The organism is Metabacillus fastidiosus NBRC 101226, from assembly GCF_001591625.1.
In the GTDB taxonomy this organism is placed as follows: domain Bacteria; phylum Bacillota; class Bacilli; order Bacillales; family Bacillaceae; genus Metabacillus; species Metabacillus fastidiosus.
In genome coordinates, this window is record NZ_BCVG01000009.1 from 22,629 (window position 1) to 38,682 (window position 16,054).

The 16,054-nt window shown below is 38.1% G+C and carries 20 protein-coding genes; all 20 read left to right on the top strand.

The annotated features are described in order from the left end of the window. The first annotated feature begins 9 nt into the window (after positions 1-9). The gene (locus tag BFA01S_RS04150; RefSeq protein ID WP_066226176.1) at positions 10-561 is read left to right on the top strand and encodes an NUDIX hydrolase; all 552 of its coding nucleotides are present in this window, start codon (positions 10-12) and stop codon (positions 559-561) included. A 1-nt stretch (position 562) separates the two neighbouring features. Further along, positions 563-1,729, top strand: coding sequence for a TIGR00375 family protein (locus tag BFA01S_RS04155; protein ID WP_066226179.1), 1,167 nt, complete (start codon positions 563-565; stop codon positions 1,727-1,729). Positions 1,730-1,792: 63 nt separating this feature from the next. Beyond that, positions 1,793-2,446, top strand: a complete 654-nt coding sequence (spoIIM, locus tag BFA01S_RS04160) for a stage II sporulation protein M (RefSeq protein WP_066226181.1) — start codon at positions 1,793-1,795, stop codon at positions 2,444-2,446. 114 nt (positions 2,447-2,560) lie between these two features. Continuing rightward, on the top strand, positions 2,561-3,022 hold the full coding sequence (gene fur / locus BFA01S_RS04165; protein ID WP_066226183.1) for a ferric iron uptake transcriptional regulator: 462 nt from the start codon (positions 2,561-2,563) through the stop codon (positions 3,020-3,022). A gap of 100 nt (positions 3,023-3,122) precedes the next feature. Beyond that, positions 3,123-3,347: a YqzK family protein gene (locus BFA01S_RS04170; RefSeq protein WP_066226185.1), complete on the top strand. Its 225-nt coding sequence runs from the start codon at positions 3,123-3,125 to the stop codon at positions 3,345-3,347. A 6-nt stretch (positions 3,348-3,353) separates the two neighbouring features. Next, complete coding sequence (gene xerD, locus BFA01S_RS04175; protein WP_066226188.1) at positions 3,354-4,247, top strand: site-specific tyrosine recombinase XerD; 894 nt, start codon at positions 3,354-3,356, stop codon at positions 4,245-4,247. Between the two features lie 181 nt (positions 4,248-4,428). After that, positions 4,429-5,622 carry a phosphopentomutase gene (gene deoB / locus BFA01S_RS04180; protein WP_066226191.1) on the top strand — a complete coding sequence of 398 codons (1,194 nt, stop codon included), beginning with the start codon at positions 4,429-4,431 and terminating at the stop codon, positions 5,620-5,622. A gap of 1 nt (position 5,623) precedes the next feature. Then, entirely contained in the window at positions 5,624-6,436 is an 813-nt protein-coding gene (locus tag BFA01S_RS04185; protein ID WP_066226194.1) for a purine-nucleoside phosphorylase, read from the top strand. Between the two features lie 12 nt (positions 6,437-6,448). Beyond that, positions 6,449-7,747: a pyrimidine-nucleoside phosphorylase gene (locus BFA01S_RS04190; RefSeq protein ID WP_066226197.1), complete on the top strand. Its 1,299-nt coding sequence runs from the start codon at positions 6,449-6,451 to the stop codon at positions 7,745-7,747. 144 nt (positions 7,748-7,891) lie between these two features. After that, complete coding sequence (locus BFA01S_RS04195) at positions 7,892-9,052, top strand: D-alanyl-D-alanine carboxypeptidase family protein (protein WP_066226200.1); 1,161 nt, start codon at positions 7,892-7,894, stop codon at positions 9,050-9,052. 95 nt (positions 9,053-9,147) lie between these two features. Continuing rightward, the gene (gene spoIIAA, locus BFA01S_RS04200; RefSeq protein WP_066226202.1) at positions 9,148-9,501 is read left to right on the top strand and encodes an anti-sigma F factor antagonist; all 354 of its coding nucleotides are present in this window, start codon (positions 9,148-9,150) and stop codon (positions 9,499-9,501) included. Beyond that, on the top strand, positions 9,498-9,938 hold the full coding sequence (spoIIAB, locus tag BFA01S_RS04205; RefSeq protein WP_066226205.1) for an anti-sigma F factor: 441 nt from the start codon (positions 9,498-9,500) through the stop codon (positions 9,936-9,938). The genes spoIIAA and spoIIAB overlap by 4 nt, the downstream gene beginning before the upstream one ends. Positions 9,939-9,950: 12 nt before the next feature. Beyond that, complete coding sequence (gene sigF / locus BFA01S_RS04210) at positions 9,951-10,709, top strand: RNA polymerase sporulation sigma factor SigF (protein WP_066226208.1); 759 nt, start codon at positions 9,951-9,953, stop codon at positions 10,707-10,709. A 267-nt stretch (positions 10,710-10,976) separates the two neighbouring features. Continuing rightward, positions 10,977-11,597 carry a stage V sporulation protein AA gene (locus BFA01S_RS04215; protein ID WP_066226210.1) on the top strand — a complete coding sequence of 207 codons (621 nt, stop codon included), beginning with the start codon at positions 10,977-10,979 and terminating at the stop codon, positions 11,595-11,597. Further along, entirely contained in the window at positions 11,587-12,009 is a 423-nt protein-coding gene (locus tag BFA01S_RS04220; protein ID WP_066226211.1) for a stage V sporulation protein AB, read from the top strand. The genes BFA01S_RS04215 and BFA01S_RS04220 overlap by 11 nt, the downstream gene beginning before the upstream one ends. Before the next feature lie 14 nt (positions 12,010-12,023). Further along, positions 12,024-12,479 (top strand): stage V sporulation protein AC, encoded by a 456-nt coding sequence (gene spoVAC / locus BFA01S_RS04225; RefSeq protein WP_066226213.1) that lies wholly within the window; start codon positions 12,024-12,026, stop codon positions 12,477-12,479. A gap of 16 nt (positions 12,480-12,495) precedes the next feature. Beyond that, positions 12,496-13,518 carry a stage V sporulation protein AD gene (spoVAD, locus tag BFA01S_RS04230; protein WP_066226216.1) on the top strand — a complete coding sequence of 341 codons (1,023 nt, stop codon included), beginning with the start codon at positions 12,496-12,498 and terminating at the stop codon, positions 13,516-13,518. Then, positions 13,518-13,868 (top strand): stage V sporulation protein AE, encoded by a 351-nt coding sequence (spoVAE, locus tag BFA01S_RS04235; RefSeq protein ID WP_066226217.1) that lies wholly within the window; start codon positions 13,518-13,520, stop codon positions 13,866-13,868. Before spoVAD ends, spoVAE begins: the two co-directional genes overlap by 1 nt. 5 nt (positions 13,869-13,873) lie before the next feature. Further along, the gene (gene spoVAEA / locus BFA01S_RS04240; protein ID WP_066226220.1) at positions 13,874-14,443 is read left to right on the top strand and encodes a stage V sporulation protein SpoVABEA; all 570 of its coding nucleotides are present in this window, start codon (positions 13,874-13,876) and stop codon (positions 14,441-14,443) included. Continuing rightward, positions 14,436-15,911, top strand: a complete 1,476-nt coding sequence (locus BFA01S_RS04245; protein WP_066226223.1) for a spore germination protein — start codon at positions 14,436-14,438, stop codon at positions 15,909-15,911. Before spoVAEA ends, BFA01S_RS04245 begins: the two co-directional genes overlap by 8 nt. Positions 15,912-16,054: the final 143 nt, after the last annotated feature.

Here is a 16,054-nt window from a genome sequence, read left to right on the forward strand (position 1 = left end):
CGGATGAAAATGGATCACTTAATAGAAAAAACGTTAACTTCGAAAGAAATATTTAAAGGAAGAGTTATCGCTCTTTATTTAGAAGAAGTGGAGCTGCCGAATGGTAAGACGGGGACGAGAGAGATTATTAAACATCCGGGCGCTGTTGCTGTTATTGCTTTAACAGATGATAATAAGCTGCTTATGGTTGAACAATATAGAAAAGCGTTAGAAAGAGCATTAGTTGAGATTCCGGCGGGTAAACTAGAAAAAGGGGAAAGCCCTGAATCAACTGCAAAGCGGGAGTTAGAAGAAGAAACAGGGTATACATGTGAAAAGCTGGAGAAGATTGTTTCCTTTTATACATCCCCTGGTTTTGCAGATGAACTTGTCCATTTATTCCTTGCTAAAGGGCTGACAAAATCAACGGTTGCGGCAGAGCTAGATGAAGATGAGTTTTTAGATGTACTGGAGGTGACATTGGAAGAAGCGCAGGCAATGGTGGAAGATGAGCGGATATATGATGCAAAAACAGTGTATGCTGTTCAATATTTGCAGCTTCAACAAGCGCTTCATAAATAATATGAATGATTATTTTGCGGATTTACATATTCATATCGGCAGAACAAAAAGTGGAAAACCAGTTAAAATTACCGCCTCAAAAACATTAACACTTGAGAATATATTAATAGAGGCAAGTGAACATAAAGGAATTGATATTGTCGGTGTTATCGACTGTCATGTACCCGAAGTGCTCCAAGACTTGAGAGAAAGAATAGAGAGCGGGGAGTGCAAGGAACTCGGCGAGGGCGGTATACAGTTTAAGGAAACCATATTAATACTTGGAACAGAGCTTGAAATATATGATGAGTTTTGTAAAGGGCCGATCCATGTGCTCGTATTTATGCCGACAATTGAAAAAATGATTCAGTTTTCCGAATGGCTCAGGAGCCGTGTGACAAATATAACATTAAGTTCCCAAAGAATATATGAAAATGGTCGTGTGCTTCAGGAGAAAGTGAAGGAACTTGATGGACTTTTTATTCCGGCGCATATTTTCACACCGCATAAAAGTTTATATGGCAGCGGAGTTGATTTTTCTTTAAAGGAAGTATTTGATCCTTCATTAATAGATGCGGTTGAGCTTGGACTTAGTTCTGATACGAGTATGGCTGATGAAATCGCAGAGCTTCACGAATACACGTATATTACAAATTCAGATGCTCATTCTCTTCCTAAAATCGGGAGAGAATATCAGAAAATTTGTCTGGAAGCACCTACATTTGCTGAATTGAAGCTTGCATTAAGAGAAGAAAAAGGACGTAAAATAGTAGCTAACTACGGATTGAATCCATTTTTAGGGAAGTATTATATAACGACGTGTGAAAAATGCGGCGAACAGAAAAAAGCTGGAGAACCGGTATGTGAGAAATGCGGCAGCAGAAGATTTACAAAAGGTGTAAGCAACCGTTTAAAAGAACTGGCGTCAGAATCGAATGATGATAGAGAGAGACCTCCTTATATTCATCAGGTGCCATTGCAATTTATACCTGGTTTAGGTCCGAAAACATTGTTAAAATTAAAAGCAGTCTTTCAAACAGAAATGAATATTATACATGAAGCAGCAGAAAATGAATTAGCAGAAATTATTCCTGAAAAACTTGTGTCCTATATTATTGCTGCAAGAGAAGGAAAGCTTCAGGTAAAGGCCGGCGGTGGCGGAATATATGGAAAAGTAACAGGTGTTTAAAATAGTCATAGTTTTTTAATTCTCCCATATAATCTAGTAATTGATGTACGGGAGGATAAAACGATGCGAAAAAAACAGCAGCTGCAAACGATTATTAAGCAACATATAAAAGACCAGTCATCGATCTATTTATTTGTATTTGTCCTTTTTTTAATGGGTGTTATTTTCGGAGCAATTATCGTCAACAGCATGAATATAAATCAAAAGGAAGATTTGTATTATTATTTAAGCCGTTTCTTTGGACAAGTATCTGAAGGTAAAATTGCAAGCTCAATCGATATGTTTAAACAGAGCTTTTTTCATAATATGAAGTATTTGGGTTTAATGTGGGTGCTCGGAATATCGATTATCGGACTGCCGGTTATATTAGTTATGCTTTTTATAAAAGGAATGGTCGTTGGTTTCACAGTGGGCTTTCTCGTTAATCAGCTTGGTTGGAAAGGGTTTCTGCTTTCTTTTGTTACCGTCCTGCCGCAAAATATATTGCTTATTCCGGCATTCATCGTTATGTGTGCTGTCGCCATTTCTTTTTCACTGAAAATGGTTAAACAGTTGTATATGAAAAAGACATTAATGATGGAATCACCATTCTCCATGTTTATGAAATATGTTGTTGTCTTAGTTAGTATTTCACTCTTTACAGTTATTGCTTCATTATTTGAGGCGTATGCATCACCAATGTTAATGAAATCATTAGTAGAAGTTGTTACTAAATAATAATGATTCTTATAAGATAATCATTACTTTTCTTTAATTGGAATGATTTTAGTTGGACACTTTCCTCATCTTTGTTATAATAAACGTGTAACGTGGCGAGGGAGGAAGTTTACAATGGAAAATCGCGTGGAACGAATAAAAAAACAGCTGCATTCGGCGAGCTATAAATTAACACCGCAGAGGGAAGCGACGGTTCGGGTGTTACTTGAGAATGAAGAGGATCATTTAAGCGCTGAAGATGTATACCTCCTCGTTAAAGAAAAATCACCTGAAATTGGATTAGCAACCGTTTATCGAACATTGGAACTATTAACTGAGTTGAAAATTGTTGATAAAATAAACTTTGGTGACGGTGTTTCCAGGTATGACTTAAGAAAAGAAGGTGCTGCACATTTTCATCACCATCTCGTATGTATTGAATGTGGAGCTGTTTCGGAAATTCTGGAAGATCTTTTAAAGGATGTTGAACAAAAAGTAGAACAGGATTGGAATTTTGAAATTAAGTATCACCGTCTCATATTCCATGGTATTTGTGAAAATTGTAAAGAAAATGAAAAAATAATAGATGAAGAATGAGCCTTTTCTTTTTCAATAGAAAAGGTTTTTGTTTTTATGTATAAAGTTTGTCCTTTTCGGCATATCTTCTAATAAGAAGGAAGATATGGAGGAAAACTTAATGATTTTTATTAAAACGATTGCCAACACATTAAAAGTATTTATGCTGTTTACGGGATTTACGATTTTATTCTATTATGCTATCATGTGGGTAAACTTGGAATATCAAGAGATGAGACGTTATGATGAGCCGGAAGGTGCTGCATTAAAAGTAACAAATATGGTTAGCACTGAAAGAGAAAATTGGATGAACAGGCTTTTTTTCTTTTATGTTAATGGGGAGTAGTGAGAATTGAGAGATCAAATAAAGGATTTTATTCATTATTTAGTCGTTGAACGAGGATTATCCAGCAATACAATTGTTTCCTATGAACGGGATTTAAAAAGCTATTACCAGTTTTTAAGCGAAGAAGAGAATATAGGTTCATTTAATGAGGTTTCACGTCTTCATATTATTCAGTTTTTGAAAAAATTGAAAGACAGTAATAAATCTAGCAAAACAATTGCAAGGCATACGGCATCTATTCGATCATTCCATCAGTTCTTATTAAGGGAAAAAGCTGCCGGCAGTGATCCGTCTGTGCAGATTGAGTCACCGCAAATTGAGCGGAGCTTACCGAAAATATTATCGCTTGAAGAAGTGGAAAAGCTGCTTGATACACCGCTACTCACTTCGCCTTTCGGATACCGTGATAAGGCGATGCTGGAGCTTTTATATGCGACAGGTATCCGTGTCAGTGAGATGATTCAGCTGAATTTAGCGGATGTTCATTTAACGATGGGGTTTATCCGCTGCTACGGCAAGGGAAATAAAGAGAGAATTGTTCCAATTGGAAGGGCAGCAACAGAGGCAATTACATCGTATATTGAAAGAGGAAGAGTCCATTTATTAAGTGCGAAGCATCCGACAGATGCACTTTTTTTAAATCATCACGGCAAGCGCATTTCCAGACAAGGATTTTGGAAAAATCTTAAAAAAATCACTATTCAGGCAAATATAAAAAAAGAATTAACACCTCATACTCTCCGTCATTCATTTGCAACCCATTTGCTTGAAAATGGCGCTGATTTACGAGCTGTACAAGAAATGCTTGGACATGCTGATATTTCGACGACGCAAATTTATACACATGTAACGAAAACACGTCTAAAAGATGTTTATAAGCAATTTCACCCCAGAGCATAAAGAAAGTCTCTTCCATTATAAGAGGCTTTTTTGTGATCATAAAGGGTAAACATAATGAGTGGAAATGATAAATGTTTGGTAAAATAGTGATAATAATATGATGAGGCGGTGTAAGGAAATATCGAATCAGCAAATACAAGTACCGTCTTCTTTTGTAGACAAAAGAGAAAGTGAGGATACTATGTCAAACTATACATATAAACGAATTTTTCTTGTCGTAATGGATTCAGTAGGAATCGGGGAAGCGCCTGATGCCAGTAAATTCAATGACGAAGGTGCCGATACGCTTGGACATATTGCGGAGCATATGAATGGGCTTCATATGCCGAATCTTGCAAAGCTTGGACTAAGTAACATCCGTGAAATTAAAGGTATTCCTATACAGGAAAATCCCCTTGCGTTTTATACGAAAATGAAAGAAGCTTCCAATGGAAAAGATACGATGACTGGTCACTGGGAAATGATGGGTATGTGGATTGAAAAGCCGTTTAGAGTATTTCCAGATGGTTTTCCAAAGGAATTAATTGATGAACTGGAAAGTAAAACAGGGAGAAAAATTATCGGCAATAAGCCGGCTTCGGGGACAGAGATACTTGTAGAACTTGGAGAAGAGCATATGAATACTGGTGCATTAATCGTCTACACTTCTGCTGATTCTGTTCTGCAAATTGCCGCACATGAGGATATCGTTCCACTCGAGGAGCTTTATAAGATTTGTGAAATTGCCCGTGAATTAACGCTTGATGAAAAATACATGGTTGGAAGAATTATCGCCCGTCCTTTTATTGGGGAACCAGGCAATTTTACACGAACAGCGAATCGTCATGATTATGCGTTAAAGCCATTTGACAGAACCGTGATGAACGAACTGAAAGACAATGGTCTCGATGTTGTTTCTATCGGTAAAATTTCCGATATTTTTGACGGGGAAGGAATTACAAAATCACTTAGAACGAAGTCAAATCTGGACGGAATGGATAAGCTGAACGACGCGGTGGAAATGGATTTCACAGGGCTGAGCTTTTTAAATCTAGTTGATTTCGACGCACTTTTCGGTCATCGCCGCGACCCGAAAGGATACGGGAAAGCACTTGAGGAATTTGATGAGCGTCTTACAGAAGTATTGGAAAATCTGAAAGAAGATGATCTGTTAATCATTACGGCTGACCATGGGAATGATCCGGTTCATCAAGGCACAGACCACACGCGTGAATATGTTCCTCTCCTCGTTTACAGTCCTAGTATGAAAGAGACAGGGGAGCTTCCGATCAGGGAAACATTTGCTGATGTAGGGGCAACAATTGCAGATAATTTTAACGTTGATTTACCGAAATACGGGGAGAGCTTTTTAGCTGATATAACAAGGGGGAAATAAAATGATACAGGAAACAGTATCCTATCTGCTTTCTAAATATAAAATAATACCGAAAATCGGTTTAATATTAGGATCGGGCTTAGGTGTTTTAGCTGATGAAATTGAAAATGATGTGAAAGTCCCGTATGATCAAATTCCAAACTTTCCAGTTTCCACTGTGGAAGGACATGCTGGGCAGCTTGTATTCGGGAAACTGATGGGAGCAGATGTCGTTGCAATGCAGGGGAGATTCCATTTCTATGAAGGATACAGTATGGAAAAGGTTACTTTTCCAGTAAGGGTAATGAAGGAATTGGGTGTTGAAATACTTATCGTCACGAATGCTGCCGGCGGGATCAACGAATCATTTGAGCCTGGAGATTTAATGATTATAACAGATCATATCAATAATATGGGAACAAATCCTTTAATTGGCCCGAATGATGCAAAATTAGGTGTGCGTTTTCCAGATTTATCAGAAGCGTATAATAAAGAGCTTCGTAAAATTGCAAAAGAGGCAAGTGCGGAACTAGATATAAATATACAGGAAGGTGTCTATGTGGCAAATACAGGTCCAACATATGAAACACCTGCTGAAATTCGGGCGCTCCGTATTTTAGGCGGCGATGCTGTTGGAATGTCCTCTGTTCCTGAAGTGATTGTTGCGCGCCACTCTAATATAAAAGTGTTAGGTATTTCTTGTATTTCGAATATGGCAGCTGGTATTCTTGATCAGCCGTTATCACATGATGAAGTAATAGAAACGACGGAAAAGGTAAGGGAGAACTTTCTGAATTTAGTAAAGAGAACTGTTGAAAAAATACATACTAAGTGAGGTGTCACTATAATGAGGATGGTTGATTTAATTGAAAAGAAAAGGGATGGAAGGCAATTAACGAAGGAAGAAATCCAATTTATTATTAAGGGTTATACAGATGAAAGCATCCCTGACTATCAAATGAGCGCACTTCTAATGGCAGTATTCTTCCAAGGAATGTCGGAACAGGAATGTGCGGAACTGACGATGGCAATGATTCAATCCGGTGACACAATTGATTTAAGCGGAATTGAGGGAATAAAAGTCGATAAACACAGTACAGGCGGAGTCGGTGATACTACGACGTTAGTTCTTGGTCCGCTAGTTGCTGCGGTTGGTGTCCCAGTTGCAAAAATGTCTGGGCGGGGGCTTGGCCATACAGGAGGAACAATTGATAAATTAGAAGCTGTTCCCGGATTCCATATGGAGCTTAGCAATGAGGAGTTCATTAAATTAGTAAATGAAAATAAAATTGCTATCGTTGGACAGAGCGGGAATTTAACACCAGCTGATAAAAAATTATATGCTCTTCGGGATGTAACGGCAACAGTTAACAGTATTCCGCTTATTGCAAGCTCTGTTATGAGCAAGAAAATTGCTGCAGGTGCAGATGCAATCGTCTTAGATGTAAAAACGGGTGCAGGAGCTTTTATGAAAGATATAGATGATGCAAAAGAGCTCGCCCGTACGATGGTTAATATCGGAAATACTGTAGGGAAAAAAGCGGTTGCTATTATATCTGATATGAGCCAGCCGTTAGGATATGCAATAGGGAATGCACTGGAAGTAAGAGAAGCGATCGCTACTTTAAGAGGAGAAGGACCAAAAGATTTAGAAGAGCTTTGTTTAACACTTGGAAGCCATATGGTCTATTTGGCAAATAAGGCATCTTCATTTGAGGAAGCAAGGAAAATGCTTACAGATGCTATAGAAAGCGGAAAAGCAATAGAAACAATGAAAGCGTTTTTACAAGCGCAGGGCGGTGATCCTGCAGTTGTTGATCAAGTAGAAAAGCTTCCTCAGGCTGAATATAAGATAAAATTAGAAGCGAAGGAATCCGGCTATATTTCGGAAATTATTGCGAATGAGATAGGTACGGCCGCTATGATTTTAGGTGCTGGAAGAGAAACGAAGGAATCTAAAATCGATCTTTCCGTCGGAATCGAACTGCATAAAAAAGTCGGGGATCGAGTCGAACAGGGAGACACATTAGTGACAATTCACAGTAATAGGGAAAATGTAGAAGATGTGAAAAAGAAACTGTATGAAAGCATCAAAATTTCAGGTACCCATATTCAGGCACCGCCGCTAATTTACTCTAACGTATAAAAAAGACTTGCCGTTATTTAGACGGCAAGTTTTTTTATGGGCAAAACAGGTTCATGAAAATTTTATAAATATTTCACTCTATTCCTAGTATATTATTCCTCTCATTGGAAAAAATGGATTTGTATAAAGAATGGAGGGTGAAAGATGAAACGACTTCTTTCATGTTTAACGATATTCGCTTTAATTTTTACTATAACACCATCGGCTTATGCTCAAGAATCGACTGTAAAGTTAGCGGATCAGGCTAAATCAGCGATTCTCATCGAACGTGATACTGGAAGCATTTTATACGAAAAAAATAGTGATGAAAAGCTGCCTCCAGCAAGTATGACAAAAATTATGACAATGCTTCTTATTATGGAGGAGCTTGATAAAGGTCATATAAAAATGGATGAAAAGGTGCGTACTAGTGAATATGCTGCTTCGATGGGGGGCTCGCAAATATTTTTAGAGCCCGGTGAGGAAATGACTGTAGAGGAAATGTTAAAAGGAATTGCAATTGCATCAGGAAATGATGCATCTGTTGCAATGGCTGAAAAAATTTCAGGGTCTGTTGAACAGTTTGTAAAACGAATGAATACAAAGGCAGAAGAATTAGGATTAAAAAATACACAATTCAAAAACCCGACAGGATTGCCAGAAGAAGGACATTACAGTACAGCACATGATATGGCGATGATGTCAAAAGAACTTTTGAAATATGACGGAATTACAAAATTCACAAGTGTGTATGAAGATTATTTAAGGGAGAATACAGATAAGAAATTCTGGCTTGTGAATACGAACCGGCTTGTGAAATTTTATCCGGGAGTAGATGGTATTAAAACAGGATTTACGAATGAAGCGAAATACTGTCTTTCTGCAACGGCAAAAAAAGGGGATATGCGTGTCATTGCTGTTGTTTTCGGTGCAAATACACCGAAGGAGCGGAATGCACAAATAACAAAAATGCTGGATTATGCTTTCAGCCAGTATGAGACACATCCTTTATTTGAAAGAAATCATAAAATTACAAAGGTGGAAGTAAGTAAAGGTGAAAAGAAACATGCGAATTTACTCACTTCAGAGCCAATATCTATTTTAACGAAAAAAGGTGCGGGCATTGATGATATAACGCAGGAAGTTGTTATGAAGAAGAAAATTAAAGCACCGGTTAAAAAAGGTGATGAACTCGGTACACTCATTTTAAAGAAAAATGAGAAAGTTATTGTAAGAAGCCCAATTGTTGCTGAAAAAGATGTTGAGGAAGCAAGCTGGTGGAATTTATTTAAGCGGGTTTTAGGAGATGCTACTAAATCTAGCTAATGTTGCCGAAATGACACTAGTTTTGTCATAGAGCAGGAAATGTATTTTCAAGAAGCGAATGACTCATTATCCACATTTTTAGGGAGGGATAAACTTTGAGTCTAGCGATTGAATTTGATGTAAAAGAAACGGTACTATGCATCCGACTTTCTGGTGAACTTGATCATCATGCAGCAGAGCAGTTAAGAGAAAAAGTAAATACTCTATTAGCGGGTAGTGAAATTAAACATATTGTTTTAAATTTGGAAAGTTTATTATTTATGGACAGCTCCGGTTTAGGGGTTATTTTAGGAAGATATAAGCAGATTAAAGCACTGAATGGTGAAATGGTCGTCTGTGCTATATCACCTGCTGTGAAACGGTTATTTGATATGTCAGGTTTATTTAAAATTATCAGACTGGAAGAGACAGAGCATCGTGCACTGCAAAGTTTGGGGGTGGCATCATGAGAAATGAGATGAACCTCCAATTTTCAGCACTTAGTCAAAATGAATCATTTGCAAGGGTGACAGTTGCTGCATTCATTGCGCAATTAGATCCGACAATGAATGAACTGACGGAAATTAAAACAGTCGTTTCAGAAGCTGTGACAAATGCTATTATTCACGGATATGATAATAGTCCTGACGGTATCGTATATATATCCGTTATTTTAGAAGACAGCATTGTGAAATTAACGATCCGCGATGAAGGGATTGGGATTACTGATATTGAGGAAGCGAGACAGCCGTTGTATACGACAAAGCCTGAGCTTGAAAGATCAGGTATGGGTTTTACGATTATGGAAAACTTCATGGATGAAATTAAGATAGAATCTAATGAAGAAAAAGGAACGGCGATTACGTTAGTGAAGCACTTATCAAAAAGTAAAGCTTTATGCAATTAAGGGTGATTTGTTATGGATGTGGAGGTCAAAAAAGAGAACGCAAACGTACAGTTAAAAGACCATGAAGTAAAAGAGCTTATTAAGCGCAGCCAGCAAGGAGAACAAGAGGCTAGAGATTTAATCATCCAGAAGAATATGCGTCTCGTCTGGTCTGTCGTTCAGCGGTTTTTAAATCGCGGCTATGAACCGGATGACTTGTTCCAAATAGGAAGTATTGGTTTATTAAAATCAGTAGATAAGTTTGATTTATCATACGATGTGAAATTTTCTACGTATGCTGTACCAATGATTATCGGTGAAATTCAACGTTTTATTCGGGATGATGGAACAGTAAAAGTGAGCCGTTCTTTAAAAGAATTAGGGAATAAAATCCGGCGGGCGCGTGACGAGCTGTCTAAATCTTTAGGAAAAGTGCCAACTGTCGTAGAAATAGCTAATTATTTAGAGATTTCTCCGGAAGATGTTGTACTTGCCCAAGAAGCTGTCAGAGCACCTTCTTCCATCCATGAAACAGTTTATGAAAATGACGGTGATCCAATTACACTGTTAGATCAAATTGCCGATAATACCGAAACAAAGTGGTTCGACAAGATGGTTTTAAAAGATGCTATCCGTGACTTGGATGAACGTGAGCGTTTAATCGTTTATCTAAGGTATTATAAAGATCAGACACAATCGGAAGTTGCTGAAAGGTTAGGAATTTCCCAAGTGCAAGTATCACGGCTTGAGAAAAAAATCCTACAGCAAATGAAAGACCGAATGGACCAGTAAAAACGGAGACGCCTCGAACAGCCCCGACAAGCATAAGAGGATCTGGAATAGAAGGTCGTTCTTTACCTTCAATTCCGGAGCAGCTTATGACCTCGAGGGGCTAGGCGCTAAAGTTAGATAAAACAAAAAACACAATTTCTTCGTAATGAAGAGATTGTGTTTTTTGTTTTGTAACAGTGGTAATTACTGGACTTCACAAAAAATTGCATGATTAAAATTTGGACAATGCATACTACATATACAGACAAATCTTTAGGAAGTGATTTGGTGGAAAAGACATTATATCTTAGGCTTCGTCATCGAATTCAAGCTAGTCCTAATGAAGTTATAACAATCGGAAAGATTGCACAGGTCGTCGGTAATCGGGAATGGGCCGAACATGTAAAGAAAATAATTGTCCGTCATGTGAATTCAAGCGATAAAAATATCGTCGTTCTCGATGTAATGGCTGTCGTTAATGAAATACATAAATTGGATGAAGAAATAAATGTTCAGACGATCGGCCCGTCACAAACTATTATCGAAGTTGTTTATGAAAAGAAAAAAATTTCACCGTTCCTATTCGGGATTGTTTGGCTGCTGTTATTCGTTGGATCGGGACTTGCGATTATGAACTTTCATGAAGATGTTAGTATGCAGCAGGTCCATACACGTATTTACAAAATGATAACAGGTGAAGCGAATGAACAGCCGCTTCTTTTGCAAATTCCATATTCAATTGGTCTTGGCCTCGGGATGATTTTATTTTTCAATCATTTATTTAAGAAAAGATTTAATGAAGAGCCAAGTCCTTTAGAAGTTGAAATGTTTAATTATCAAATGGATTTAGACCACTATGTTGCAATGAATGAGAATGAAGAGAGTATGAAGAAAATTGATGACGATTAAAATACTGATTATCATTTTTATCGGTTTTGCAGGGGGATTAACAGTTGGTTCAGGCTTTGTTGCCTTTTTAACTGTACTTGGAATCATTCCAAGGCTTACACAATTAACAAAAACATTTCAGCTTATTTACCTGTATGAATGGGGCATTGTTCTCGGTGCCGTTGTTTCAGGATGGCTCAGTTTAAGAGAGATTGTTTTCTTTCAATCAGGTATTTGGCTCATTCCGATAGGTTTATTAAGCGGTGCTTATGTAGGAATGTTAGCAGCAGGTTTAACGGAAGTGTTAAATGTTTTACCAATATTAGCAAAACGAATTGGGTTTGGAGATAAAATTATTCTGCTGCTAATGGCAATTGTATTTGGGAAGATTTTCGGCTCACTATTTCACTGGGTGTACTTTATTAATCAGTAGCGGAGGGATAGACGATGGCAGCAAAAAAAATAAAAGATGATTATCAAAATCAGATTAAACAATTCCAGCCAAAACCGCCGTATGTCTTAAACTGTATAAAAGCATTTGTTATTGGCGGTCTTATTTGTACATTTGGACAATTGATCCAAAATATGTATATTACCTTTTTTGATTTCAATGAAAAGACAGCAGGTAACCCGACTGTTGCCACATTAGTTTTAATTTCAGCCCTTTTAACAGGTTTTGGTATTTATGACAGACTTGGTCAATTCGCTGGTGCGGGTTCAGCGGTCCCGGTAACAGGGTTTGCCAATTCGATGACAAGTGCAGCGATGGAACATCGAAGTGAAGGTATTGTGCTGGGAGTTGCGACAAATATGTTTAAGCTTGCAGGAAGTGTCATTGTGTTTGGAGTAGTTGCCGCATATATCGTCGGTATGATTCGTTATTTTTATGGGTTAGCATTTTAATGAGGCGGTGATTTAGTTGAGATTAAATGGAAAACAAACATGGGTTTTTGAAAATCCCTTATTCGTTCATTCAAGTGGAACTGCTGTCGGTCCTAAAGAGGCAGAAGGTCCTTTAGGGAAAATGTATGATACATCCCATCAGGATTTGCGTTGCGGAGAGGACAGCTGGGAATTAGCGGAGAGAAGATTGATGGAGCAGGCAGTGGAACAATGCTTGACAAAAGGGAATACAACACTTGATCAAATTGATTTATTTTTAAGCGGTGATCTTTTAAATCAAAATGTGACAGCGAATTATGTTGCAAGACACTTACAGATTCCATTTTTATGTTTATTTGGGGCTTGTTCCACATCAATGGAGACAGTGGCGGTAGGATCTGCGTTAATTGATGGTGGATTTGCAAATAAGGTTATCGCAGCGACGAGTAGCCATAATGCAACAGCAGAACGGCAATTTCGTTATCCGACTGAATATGGAGGACAGAAGCCTGATACAGCAACATCTACAGTAACCGGTGCCGGAGCTGTTCTTATTAGTAAAGAAATAAGCAATATAAGAATTACATCAGCAACGATTGGTGCTGTTGCTGATTTAGGAATTACGAATCCATTTGATATGGGCTCGGCGATGGCACCTGCAGCAGCGGCAACAATTGAACAGCATTTAAAAGATTTGAATAGGACGCCGGATGACTATGATATGTTTTTAACTGGAGATTTATCAGGTGTAGGAAGTCCGATTTTAAAAGAAATGCTGAAAGAAGAAGGTATTGATATTTATAACAAGCATAATGATTGCGGCCTTATGGTATATAGACCGGACCAGAATGTGTTTGCCGGTGGAAGCGGATGTGCTTGCTCAGCTGTCGTCACATACAGTCATATTTTTAATGAATTAAATGAAGGAAATTTAAACCGTGTGTTCGTTGTTGCAACAGGGGCATTATTAAGCCCGACAATGATTCAGCAAAAAGAATCCATTCCAACAATTGCTCACGGAGTAGTATTTGAACGTGCAGATAAGGAGAGTGAGGGCTGATGGAATTCATATGGGCTTTTCTAGTCGGCGGTGCCATTTGTGTAATCGGTCAGCTGCTGCTTGATATTTTTGGATTAACACCCGCACATGTGATGAGTACATTTGTTGTTAGCGGGGCAGTTTTGGACGGTTTCGGACTTTATGATAAATTAATTGAATTTGCCGGGGCTGGTGCAACCGTACCAATTACAAGTTTTGGACATTCGTTACTGCACGGGGCTATGGCCCAAGCAAAGGAGCACGGTTTTATAGGAATTGGCATGGGGATATTTGAATTAACTTCTGCAGGGATTTCAGCTGCAATTTTGTTTGCGTTTCTCATTGCTTTAATTTTTAAGCCGAAAGGATAATGTGTATGAAGGCAAAAAGAAGGGTCATATTAGTAACAGATGGAGATGAGTATGCTGCAAGAGCAATTGAATATACAGCAAAGAGGGTAGGCGGACGAGTTATTTCAAGGTCACAGGGAAATCCTACAGCTTTAAGCGGGCAGCAAATAGTAGAGCTTATTTTACAAACTCCTCATGATCCTGTCTTTGTCATGTTTGATGATTGCGGCTTTGCTGGAGAAGGTGCAGGTGAAACAGCGCTGAAGTATGTGGCGGTTAATGAAAATATAGAAGTTCTCGGTGCTATTGCTGTAGCATCTAAATCAAATTTAAAAGAATGGACAAAGGTGGATGTCAGTGTGGACCGTTACGGGACACTGACAGAGTACGGGGTAGATAAATATGGAATAAGCGATATAGAAGTTGGCAGAATAAATGGCGATACCGTTTATTGCCTCGATGAGCTCGATATCCCGGTAGTAGTAGGTATTGGGGATGTTGGAAAAATGGCTCGTAAAGACAGTGTGAAAAGAGGTTGTCCAGTTACATTGAATGCAGTTGAAATAATTTTGGAAAGGAGCGGATATAATGGCTGAAAGTACAAAAGAGAAAAGGCCGATACCTTCAAGTCTGAGCGAAATAGAACATTATTTCCAAAAAAATGTCGGACTGAATAAAAGCTTTGATCTCGGTATTAGGAAATTCTCTGTTCTTGATAAAAAGGTAAATCTTTATTATGTGAACGGATTATGTGATACTGCGTATATTACAGAAATTTTGGAACAGCTGCAGGAAATAAATGATAATGTTGATGAAAACGGTAATTTAGAGGAAGTTTTTGAAAATAGAATTCCAAACCAGTCTGTTGCAAAAGTAAAAACATTGGACGAGGTTGTTGACCAGGTACTGTCAGGGTTAATCGTATTTCTCATTGAGGGAATGGGTTATGCACTTGTTGTGGATGTAAGAAGTTACCCGGGAAGACAGCCTGAAGAGCCAGATACAGAAAAGCTTGTCCGGGGCTCCAGAGATGGAATGGTTGAAAATATTATCGTTAATACTGCATTAATCAGAAGAAGAATCAGGGATGAACGTCTTCGTTATGAAATGATGAAAGTAGGGGAGCGTTCAAAAACTGATATTTGTATTGCATATATAGAGAATGTAGCAAACCCTAATTTAGTTGAAAAGATAAAAAAAGAGCTTCAAGCAATCAAAATAGACGGTTTAACGATGGCTGATAAAACGGTGGAAGAATTTTTAGTAAAACAAAGATATAATCCTTATCCGCTCGTCCGGTATACGGAAAGGTCTGATGTTGCGGCGAATCATTTATTGGAAGGACATGTCATTATTATTGTTGATACATCACCGAGTGTTATTATTACACCTACAACAGTATTCCATCATGTTCAGCATGCAGAGGAGTACAGACAGACTCCGACAGTAGGAACATTTTTAAGATGGGTACGGTTTTTAGGTATTCTGGCTTCTTTGTTTCTATTGCCACTATGGTTTTTATTCGTCTTGGAACCATCATTATTACCGAAAAATATTGCCTTTATTGGACCAAATGAGCATAAAAATATTCCGATCGTCATTCAGATCTTTCTCGCCGATTTTGGTCTTGAATTTTTAAGAATGGCCGCTATTCATACACCGACATCGTTATCAACTGCCATGGGTTTAATTGCAGCAGCACTTATTGGGCAAATTGCAATTGATGTCGGATTATTCGTCCCGGAAGTTATTTTATATGTTGCCGTTGCAGGAATCGGTACTTTTGCAACACCAAGCTATGAATTAAGTATCGCCAATAAAATTGCAAGGCTCATATTACTGCTTTTTGTCGCCTTATTTAAAGTGGAAGGCTTCGTTATCGGCTGTACACTGTTTATTCTTTTATTGGTTAGAACAAAATCTCTTAATACACCGTATTTATGGCCATTTCTTCCATTTAATGCTAAAGCGCTATGGCAAATTATTATTCGTACATCTGTACCAGGTGCTAAGCTTCGTCCAAGCATCGTGCATCCGCAAAATGTGAAGAGACAGCCGAGTTAAATGTTGAAACAAGCGTCTATTTATGATATTGTATGATTACTTTACTGATAGTTTTTTACACGAATCGATGATAATGATAGGCAGTTAATGAGTTACTCTAACTGTCTTTTTTTGGATTATAGTAAAAATAACGTATAGACATT

Excerpts from the sequence above, each read along its gene's own strand:
- spoVAEA (WP_066226220.1), top strand. The coding sequence starts at position 13,874 with ATGAAGGCAAAAAGAAGGGTCATATTAGTAACAGATGGAGATGAGTAT.
- BFA01S_RS04150 (WP_066226176.1), top strand. The coding sequence starts at position 10 with ATGGATCACTTAATAGAAAAAACGTTAACTTCGAAAGAAATATTTAAA.
- BFA01S_RS04220 (WP_066226211.1), top strand. The coding sequence starts at position 11,587 with ATGACGATTAAAATACTGATTATCATTTTTATCGGTTTTGCAGGGGGA.
- BFA01S_RS04190 (WP_066226197.1), top strand. The coding sequence starts at position 6,449 with ATGAGGATGGTTGATTTAATTGAAAAGAAAAGGGATGGAAGGCAATTA.
- spoIIAB (WP_066226205.1), top strand. The coding sequence starts at position 9,498 with ATGAGAAATGAGATGAACCTCCAATTTTCAGCACTTAGTCAAAATGAA.
- BFA01S_RS04170 (WP_066226185.1), top strand. The coding sequence starts at position 3,123 with ATGATTTTTATTAAAACGATTGCCAACACATTAAAAGTATTTATGCTG.
- spoIIM (WP_066226181.1), top strand. The coding sequence starts at position 1,793 with ATGCGAAAAAAACAGCAGCTGCAAACGATTATTAAGCAACATATAAAA.
- fur (WP_066226183.1), top strand. The coding sequence starts at position 2,561 with ATGGAAAATCGCGTGGAACGAATAAAAAAACAGCTGCATTCGGCGAGC.
- BFA01S_RS04245 (WP_066226223.1), top strand. The coding sequence starts at position 14,436 with ATGGCTGAAAGTACAAAAGAGAAAAGGCCGATACCTTCAAGTCTGAGC.
- sigF (WP_066226208.1), top strand. The coding sequence starts at position 9,951 with ATGGATGTGGAGGTCAAAAAAGAGAACGCAAACGTACAGTTAAAAGAC.
- BFA01S_RS04185 (WP_066226194.1), top strand. The coding sequence starts at position 5,624 with ATGATACAGGAAACAGTATCCTATCTGCTTTCTAAATATAAAATAATA.
- spoVAE (WP_066226217.1), top strand. The coding sequence starts at position 13,518 with ATGGAATTCATATGGGCTTTTCTAGTCGGCGGTGCCATTTGTGTAATC.
- BFA01S_RS04195 (WP_066226200.1), top strand. The coding sequence starts at position 7,892 with ATGAAACGACTTCTTTCATGTTTAACGATATTCGCTTTAATTTTTACT.
- deoB (WP_066226191.1), top strand. The coding sequence starts at position 4,429 with ATGTCAAACTATACATATAAACGAATTTTTCTTGTCGTAATGGATTCA.
- spoVAC (WP_066226213.1), top strand. The coding sequence starts at position 12,024 with ATGGCAGCAAAAAAAATAAAAGATGATTATCAAAATCAGATTAAACAA.
- BFA01S_RS04155 (WP_066226179.1), top strand. The coding sequence starts at position 563 with ATGAATGATTATTTTGCGGATTTACATATTCATATCGGCAGAACAAAA.